Here is a 7,444-nt window from a genome sequence, read left to right as displayed (position 1 = left end):
TACGACAGGCTTCTTGCAAGGCTATTGCATCAAAGTCCTTAAGCCAGCTGTATTTTCGGCTTCGCTTTGCAATAGCCAATAGTGGCTTAATATCCTTTGATGCGCGTAAAGAATCACCGTGAACTTTGTATCGGTGGCTGATTATGGCGAGTGCCTTGTTATAAACAAAACGCACAGCGCCAAACTGCCGATCCAATTCGGCTTTTGCCTGATCGTTCGGATACAGCCTGACTTTCATTGCGCGTAACATGAAGGAAAATATACTGTATGTATACCCAGCTATCAAGGTTTTCGCACGTATGAAGATGCGATCTTATTTTGCCTGCTCTGCCGGTGGAGCGCCTATAGAAGTGCTTCGGCAGTACATCGAGCAACAAGAAACCCCACCAGGCTAGCGCCTGGACGCCTTATATCCCCGCCCTAATAGGGGCGAGGGTTTACGGCGTAACTGCTAAACTCGTTATTTACGGTATAGCAGCCCGAATCAATTTCAGTATGTGTTCTTCAATTTAAGGAACAAGCAATGAGTAACATTTTAATCAGCAATATCGAAGTGATTCCCGGAAAACGTGTTAGCCAGCACCTTGGTCTCGTTATGGGTAGCACGGTACGCGCCAAACATGCAGGCAAAGACATTATGGCGGGCTTAAAAAATATCTTTGGCGGGGAGCTCGGCGGTTACACTGAGCTTTTATCCGAAGCCCGCCAAGAAGCCACTGACCGCATGATCGAACAAACCAAAGCCATTGGCGGCAACGCCGTGATCAATGTGCGCTTCTCAACGTCGTCGATCACCGCCGGTGCCTCAGAGATTCTCGCCTACGGCACCGCGGTTGTGCTCGAGGACAAATAATGGAAGCCCTATTTCAATTTGGCATCTTCGTTCTACTGCTCGGGCTCGGTTATTTCTTTGGCCGCCGCGCGGAAGCAAAACACTACAAGAGCATACTGGCCCGCGAAGACAGCCTGCGCAGCTTGGTGATTTCTACCGACCGCTTTCCACCGCCAGAATTTATGAGCCACCACAGCGGTTTAGTAAGCGGCAACGTGGTGATCTCGGTAGACTATTTCAAACAAGTTTCTGCAGGTCTGCGGAGCATTGTCGGTGGTCGTATTCGCGCTTACGAATCACTGCTAGACCGGGCCCGACGGGAAGCCTTATTACGCATGCAAGAGCAGGCACACGCCGCTGGCGCCGAGGCAATTATCAATACCAAACTGGAAACCAGCCGTATTTCCGGCAATGGCAACAAAGGCATTGGCTCTGTAGAAGTGCTCGCCTACGGCACGGCCTTAATTCCCCGACCTGTCAAAACAAGCTGACGCTGAAATGTCCTTTGCGAAGCAAAACCCGAAAATTCCCGAGGGCATTAACGCCTCTAGCGAAAATCCCTTAAAAGAGTTCGTTATTTTACTCTGCGGGATACTGCTGGCCATTTGCACGGTCATCGCCTTGCTTTTGATATTTTCTCAACAACTGGTACCGCTAATTCCCTTTCGTTACGAGCAAGCCTTAGCGAATAAATTTGATCAACTCGCAAGCAAAAACACCGGCGCCGAACAAGTAATGCTCGACGCCGAGACCGCCCTCCAAGAACTCGGCCAGCAGATTGCAGGTAAATCTGGACTCCAGCCAGACATCGAACTGCACTTCCATTTTTTAGACGAACCCGATGTACCCAACGCCTTTGCCACCCTCGGCGGCCACATTTTCGTCACCACCGGTTTGCTCCGCGAAGTGTCTTCAGAGAATGCACTGGCAATGGTGCTGGCCCATGAAATTGCCCACATCAAACTTCGTCACCCCGCCCAATCCATCAGCGGCGGCTTATTAGTGCAGTTATTTTTAAGCATGCTGACGGGTCAAAATGCGGTGGCGCTGCAAAGCACCGCTCAGCAAGCGGGTATCATGACCGTGCTTGGCTTTAGCCGAAAAATGGAAACCGCCGCTGACCAAGCTGCTCTCGACGCCCTAGAACAGCACTATGGCCATTTGGCAGGAGCAGAAGCTTTTTTTGAGAAAATACTCGCTCAGCACCGACAAGCCAGCTGGCAGGCCATATTTGCCAGCCACCCTGATATGCAACAACGCATTAAACAGATTAAAAGCCGGACTCAAAACAAAACAACAAGCACTAAAGCATTAGATCCAAGACTCAACTACCAAAACTTATAAGATTGCGGCGGCAGGCTGCTTTTTCCTTGTGATATACACCAAAAAAATCAAACCCAATAACCAAAAAATTGAAATACTAAACGCCGTTTTTAACACCCCTTCCCACTGATAATTAAACAGAATCCAGCCAGCAGAAAATGCCGCAATCGCCTGCGCGCTAATCACACTAAATTCGTTCACCGCTTGCGCCTTAAAGCGTTCATTGCCTTGATAGGTCTCGGGTAGTAAAGCCGTGGCGGTCATAAACAATAGATTCCAACCAAGGCCAAGAAGTACGAGCGCCCACCAGTAATGCATCACCTCATGACCACTAAAGGCCACCGCAATCACCGCCAAATAGCAGCTCAAACCCGCAAAAATAAGACTCACCCTCAGCCCTTTTTTGAGCAATTTACCGGTGAGTAGCGAAGGTAAAAACATCGCTACGATATGCGACTGAATAACAATCGTCGCGTGATTAAAACTGTGACCGCTCATCTCAACCATACTGAGCGGTGTTGCTGTCATCACCAGCGACATTACCGCATAGCCTGTAGCCGCCGTGCCCGCGGCCAGAATAAAGCTAGGCTGCTTAATAATACTCAGTAGTGAGCGCTCAGCTGCCCCCTTCTCCGCCTCAGCGACACCCCGCTCTTGATAAACACACATAATAGCGAAGGCAATCACTAGCAATATCGCCAACAACAAAAACGAACCTGCATAGCCCTGCGGCGAGGCAATAATATCCCGCCCCAAGGCGCCAAATTGTGGCCCAATGAAGCCCCCTAATAAACTCGCCAGTAGCGCTAAGGTAAGGCCATCGGCTTGTTGTTTTTGGCTCTCCGCGTTCTCAATAATGATAAACCGGCCCTGCTGGGTAAACGCCAAATTAAAACCAAAGCAAAGGGTAGCAAAAATAAACAACAAAAAATTCGCCTGCAGAGTTGCCACCAGCGCACAAAGCGCGCCGCACAAAGCGACGACGATACTGATTAAAAAACCATTTTTGCGGCCAACTTTACGCATAATCATAGCGGCGGGAACCGTCGACAGCGCCGTAGCAATAATAAAACTCGCCATCGGCAAGGTTGCCAAAGATGTGCTTGGCGCCAAACTACTACCCAGCAAACCACTGACCAGTACCATTAACGACGAGGTCGCCAGACACAGGGAACTCACAATCGCCATTAGATAAATGTTTTTGGGTAACTCAAACATGCCCCACACCTTGATCTAAATTATTAAGTGGGCGAATAGTATCGGCTGATACGCCCAGCCGTCTCTCGGTTTATCCGCTTTCTACTGCGATTTACCAAAAAAAACCCAGCAACTGTCTCTTCTTAATGAATTCTTAAGTTTTGCCTACTAGCCTTGCTAGTCACTACAGAATCTTACACCGCAAGCCTACGACGCCCTGGGACGCTAGGCTTAGAACAAGGCCCAATACATGAAAGTAATGATCAAACGACTATGCTCTGGCCTGCTATTTATCGCCAGCACCTGGGCACAAGCCGCGCCTGAGTTTGCAATTGATGACTACCGAGGCAAAGTCGTTTACGTCGACTTTTGGGCGTCCTGGTGCGGGCCCTGCCGCGCATCCTTCCCGTTTATGAACGACTTAGTTAAAGAATACGGTGACAGTCTGGCCGTGGTCACCATCAACCTCGACGAGAGCCGTGACGATGCTGATCAATTCTTAACTGAGTTCCCCGCCAATTTCGCGGTGATATACGACCCCGATGGCGGCCTTGCCAAGCAATATGGCGTACGCGGCATGCCCAATTCCTTTTTGTTTAATCAAAGTGGTCAACTAGTGCATCGCCACGACGGTTTTACCGCCAAAGACCCACAAACCATTCGCGAACAAATCAACAACACGCTGGGGAAAGCAAAATGATCATACACAAACTTGGGATTGCAATCGCGATTAGCGGGCTGCTCAGTGCTTGTAGCTCGATAGGCGTAGACCCTTGGCAACGCCAAAATTTAGCCAAACCAGAAATGGCCTTGGACAGCTCACCGCTCACCAGCGCACTCGATGATCATATTTACTTCAGCAAAGAGGCCTCTAGCGGTGGACGTAGTTTTGGTGGCGGCGGTTGCGGCTGCAACTAAGAGCCTAGAGCTAAAGGACAGAAGGAAAACACATGAAAAAGAATATACGTTTATCATTAGCTGCAGCTAGCTGCGCACTTCTAGGCAGTCAGGTCGCAATGGCCGAAGACAAGCACGATATTGGCGAATGGGATGTTAGCGCCGCTCTGCTGTTTTACAGCGAGTCGGATCGCGTCAACGCCACAGAGCCGGTTATTTCGGCCAAAAAGCAAATTGATTCCGATGAAACCCTCAGCCTTAAATTAACCCTAGACACCCTAACCGGCGCTTCGGCCAGTGGCGCTTTACCAAGCGATCAGCCGCAAACTTTTACCAGTCCCTCTGGTGGTTCAATTGGCACCACTAGCGCAGGCGACACGCCCTTAGATGATTCATTCAAAGACACTCGCGTAGCCGTTAACGCTGCTTGGGAAAAACCAATATCCAAAGACCTCACCATGGTGCTGGGCGGCAATTTCTCCACTGAATACGACTACACCTCTTTCGCGGTCAATTCCAGCTTTGCCAAAGACATTAACAAAGGCAATACGACCTTGATGGCGGGCTTATCGCTGGGCATGGATATGATAAAACCGGTCGACGGCAAACCTATCCCCTTTGCCACCATGCAAGCTGGCCGAGATTACGGCGGCGATAGTGATAGCGTTAAAGACGGCAGCGACGACACCAAGAGTTTGGTCGACGTCATTATTGGCGTCACCCAAGTGATTGACCAGAACAGTCTGTTCCAGCTGAACTACTCACTTAGCTCATCCAGCGGTTACTTAACCGACCCCTACAAAATCATCAGTGTAGTCGACCCTGTTACCGGCGCAACACTATTCCAAAACGGTGCGCAATCCGACCTACCCACCGCCGTGTACGAAAATCGGCCAGACAGCCGCTTAAAACACAGTATGTTTGGCCAGTACAAACGCTATATTGGCGGCGATGTGCTCGATACTTCCTACCGGTTCATGGTCGACGACTGGGGCCTTACCTCTCACACCGTAGACGTGCACTACCGCTGGAAATTTGCTGACACCCAATACCTCCAACCCCATGTGCGGGTCTATCAGCAAAGCGCCGCCGACTTTTACACACCGTTTTTTGTTGATGGTCAGCAGCCTCTTGCCGGTGACATGAGTAGCGAGGCCTCAGCAGATTATCGCCTCGGCGAATTCATGGCCTACACCTTTGGCCTGGAATACGGTCAGGACAATCCAAGCAATTCGTGGAGCATAGCACTGGAATACTATCTACAGACCGGCGACGAACCCGCGCAAGCCTTTGGCGAACTGAAAAACCTAGAGATCTACCCCGACGTTGACGCCATGATGTTACGAGTTGTTTACGACTTTTAAACATAGCCAGTAAGGCGTTAAACGATTGGGAGAAAGGCAGCAATGTTTTTCTCCCCTTTTTTAGAAAACGCAGGGAGTGTTTGCGTGAAAAATCTTATTGCTCAGCTAGCGCTCATCACAAGTTTAGTAATGACGAGCTTTGCCGCTCAGAGTGCTGACGTCAGTAGCACAGCAGAAAGCCAATTTTTACCCGTAGAACAAGCCTACCAACTCACCCTAAAAACTAACCAACAACAACTCAGTCTGCATTGGCAGATTCATGACGGTTATTATCTCTACCGCGAACGGATAGGCATTAAACAATTTAACAACGGCGAATTGCAAAAATTTGACCTCGCAATGCCCAAGGGCAAGTTAAAACACGATCCCAATATTGGTGATACTCAGGTTTTTTACCATCAGCTGATCGCCCAAACCACATTGAGCAATACCCAGCCGCTCACGGTAAAAGTAAGCTCACAAGGTTGTGCCGATGCTGGCCTGTGCTATCCGCCGCATCATCAGTGGTTTAGCATTGAACCAAGCACTGGACAGATCACTGCCATTGATAAGCCAAAACCAGAAGGCCAGGCCAGCCCAAACACATCAAGCAATGAAACAAAAGGAATGCTCACCCCACCAACATGGTCGGCGCTTAAATTACTGAGCATGGCGACATTTGCCTTTGTTGGCGGCCTGATCCTTAACCTAATGCCCTGCGTATTTCCTGTCTTAGCATTAAAAGGCCTGAGCTTGGTGGAGTCCGCCGACATCTCCGTTAAGCAGCGCCGAATCCACGGTCTTGTTTATACCGCTGGGGTTGTCACCAGCTTTGTCGCAGTCGCGGGTTTGCTACTCATCTTACGTGCCGCAGGTCAGCAATTAGGTTGGGGCTATCAACTGCAATCCCCGTGGTTTGTCGCGGCCATGGTCTATCTGTTTTTTGTGGTGGGCCTAAGCTTTTCTGGCGTCATTGAACTTGGCGCGCAGTTTGCCGGTGCTGGCCAATCTCTAACCGAAAAAAGCGGCATGACAGGTTCGTTTTTTACCGGCGTATTAGCGGTATTAGTCGCCAGCCCCTGCACTGCGCCGTTTATGGGCGCATCCTTGGGCTTCGCGCTAAGCCAGCCAATGATCGTGGCACTTACCGTGTTCGTCGCCCTCGGTCTTGGCATGGCCACACCGTTTTTACTCTTGTCTTGGCTACCCGGAATTGCCCGCTTATTACCCCGCCCCGGCCGTTGGATGGTAACCATGAAGGAGGTCTTGGCCTTTCCAATGTACCTCACCGCCATCTGGTTGCTATGGGTACTCGGCAGACAAAGCGGCGTAAACGCCGCGATGTTAGTGCTTATCGGCTGCTTACTTATTGTAATAGCCCTGTACTTCTGGCCCCGTGAGCGCTGGCAGCGCGGTATCTCGGTAATGTCGGCCCTTCTAGCAGCGGTCATTCTCAGCTCAGCCATGCTAAATGCCACGGCAAGCACAACTGTCGACACCAGTGACGTAACAACGTACCGACAAGGCTTGCTAGAAGAATTACAGCAAGATCAGCAACCCATATTCCTCAACGTAACAGCCGACTGGTGTATTACCTGCCTCGCAAATGAACGGGTAGCGCTGTCTAGCGCAACAGTAAAGCAGCGCTTCGACGAGCTTGGCGTGCGCTACGTAAAGGCCGACTGGACTAACCAAGACGATAAGATTACGCAACTGCTGGCGGACTATCAGCGCAGTGGCGTTCCGCTGTATGTTTACTTTCCCGGTGGCAGCGCCAAGCCAATCGTGTTGCCACAACTCTTAAGTGTCGACACCCTACTCGCCATTTTCAGCAAATCGTCGTAGGCTATTT

9 protein-coding genes are annotated in these 7,444 nt (G+C 50.3%); 7 read left to right on the top strand and 2 right to left on the bottom strand.

Annotated features, from left to right (window positions below; translation table 11 throughout):
- Positions 1–238, bottom strand: a 238-nt coding sequence (locus ABD836_RS11385) for a helix-turn-helix domain-containing protein (RefSeq protein ID WP_344935909.1), incomplete at its 3' end; no start/stop codon positions are given.
- A 285-nt stretch (positions 239–523) separates the two neighbouring features.
- Between ABD836_RS11385 and ABD836_RS11380 the strand changes: the two genes are divergently transcribed.
- The 3 genes from ABD836_RS11380 to ABD836_RS11370 are packed head-to-tail and all read left to right on the top strand — an operon-like array spanning position 524 to position 2,176.
- Positions 524–853 (top strand): YbjQ family protein, encoded by a 330-nt coding sequence (locus ABD836_RS11380; RefSeq protein ID WP_344935907.1) that lies wholly within the window; start codon positions 524–526, stop codon positions 851–853.
- Entirely contained in the window at positions 853–1,323 is a 471-nt protein-coding gene (locus tag ABD836_RS11375; protein ID WP_344935905.1) for a YbjQ family protein, read from the top strand. The genes ABD836_RS11380 and ABD836_RS11375 overlap by 1 nt, the downstream gene beginning before the upstream one ends.
- A gap of 7 nt (positions 1,324–1,330) precedes the next feature.
- The gene (locus ABD836_RS11370; protein ID WP_344935902.1) at positions 1,331–2,176 is read left to right on the top strand and encodes a M48 family metallopeptidase; all 846 of its coding nucleotides are present in this window, start codon (positions 1,331–1,333) and stop codon (positions 2,174–2,176) included.
- On the opposite strand, the gene ABD836_RS11365 is transcribed toward ABD836_RS11370, so the two are convergent.
- Positions 2,171–3,373: an MFS transporter gene (locus tag ABD836_RS11365; RefSeq protein WP_344935899.1), complete on the bottom strand. Its 1,203-nt coding sequence runs from the start codon at positions 3,371–3,373 to the stop codon at positions 2,171–2,173. The two genes, ABD836_RS11370 and ABD836_RS11365, sit on opposite strands and share 6 nt — an antisense overlap.
- A gap of 229 nt (positions 3,374–3,602) precedes the next feature.
- Between ABD836_RS11365 and ABD836_RS11360 the strand changes: the two genes are divergently transcribed.
- The 4 genes from ABD836_RS11360 to ABD836_RS11345 all read left to right on the top strand — a co-directional run bounded on the left by ABD836_RS11360 (position 3,603) and on the right by ABD836_RS11345 (position 7,437).
- Entirely contained in the window at positions 3,603–4,052 is a 450-nt protein-coding gene (locus ABD836_RS11360; RefSeq protein ID WP_344935896.1) for a TlpA family protein disulfide reductase, read from the top strand.
- A complete protein-coding gene (locus ABD836_RS11355; protein WP_344935893.1) occupies positions 4,049–4,270 on the top strand; it encodes a DUF4266 domain-containing protein in 222 nt (73 codons plus the stop codon). Before ABD836_RS11360 ends, ABD836_RS11355 begins: the two co-directional genes overlap by 4 nt.
- 32 nt (positions 4,271–4,302) lie before the next feature.
- On the top strand, positions 4,303–5,613 hold the full coding sequence (locus ABD836_RS11350) for a DUF3570 domain-containing protein (RefSeq protein ID WP_344935891.1): 1,311 nt from the start codon (positions 4,303–4,305) through the stop codon (positions 5,611–5,613).
- Between the two features lie 84 nt (positions 5,614–5,697).
- Positions 5,698–7,437, top strand: a complete 1,740-nt coding sequence (locus ABD836_RS11345; RefSeq protein ID WP_344935889.1) for a protein-disulfide reductase DsbD family protein — start codon at positions 5,698–5,700, stop codon at positions 7,435–7,437.
- Positions 7,438–7,444 lie beyond the last annotated feature (7 nt).

The organism is Zhongshania borealis (genome assembly GCF_039539625.1).
Classification (GTDB): domain Bacteria; phylum Pseudomonadota; class Gammaproteobacteria; order Pseudomonadales; family Spongiibacteraceae; genus Spongiibacter; species Spongiibacter borealis.
This window is presented reverse-complemented; position numbering and strand designations above follow the sequence as displayed.

Excerpts from the sequence above, each read along its gene's own strand:
- ABD836_RS11380 (WP_344935907.1), top strand. The coding sequence starts at position 524 with ATGAGTAACATTTTAATCAGCAATATCGAAGTGATTCCCGGAAAACGT.
- ABD836_RS11375 (WP_344935905.1), top strand. The coding sequence starts at position 853 with ATGGAAGCCCTATTTCAATTTGGCATCTTCGTTCTACTGCTCGGGCTC.
- ABD836_RS11370 (WP_344935902.1), top strand. The coding sequence starts at position 1,331 with ATGTCCTTTGCGAAGCAAAACCCGAAAATTCCCGAGGGCATTAACGCC.
- ABD836_RS11365 (WP_344935899.1), bottom strand. The coding sequence starts at position 3,373 with ATGTTTGAGTTACCCAAAAACATTTATCTAATGGCGATTGTGAGTTCC.
- ABD836_RS11360 (WP_344935896.1), top strand. The coding sequence starts at position 3,603 with ATGAAAGTAATGATCAAACGACTATGCTCTGGCCTGCTATTTATCGCC.
- ABD836_RS11355 (WP_344935893.1), top strand. The coding sequence starts at position 4,049 with ATGATCATACACAAACTTGGGATTGCAATCGCGATTAGCGGGCTGCTC.
- ABD836_RS11350 (WP_344935891.1), top strand. The coding sequence starts at position 4,303 with ATGAAAAAGAATATACGTTTATCATTAGCTGCAGCTAGCTGCGCACTT.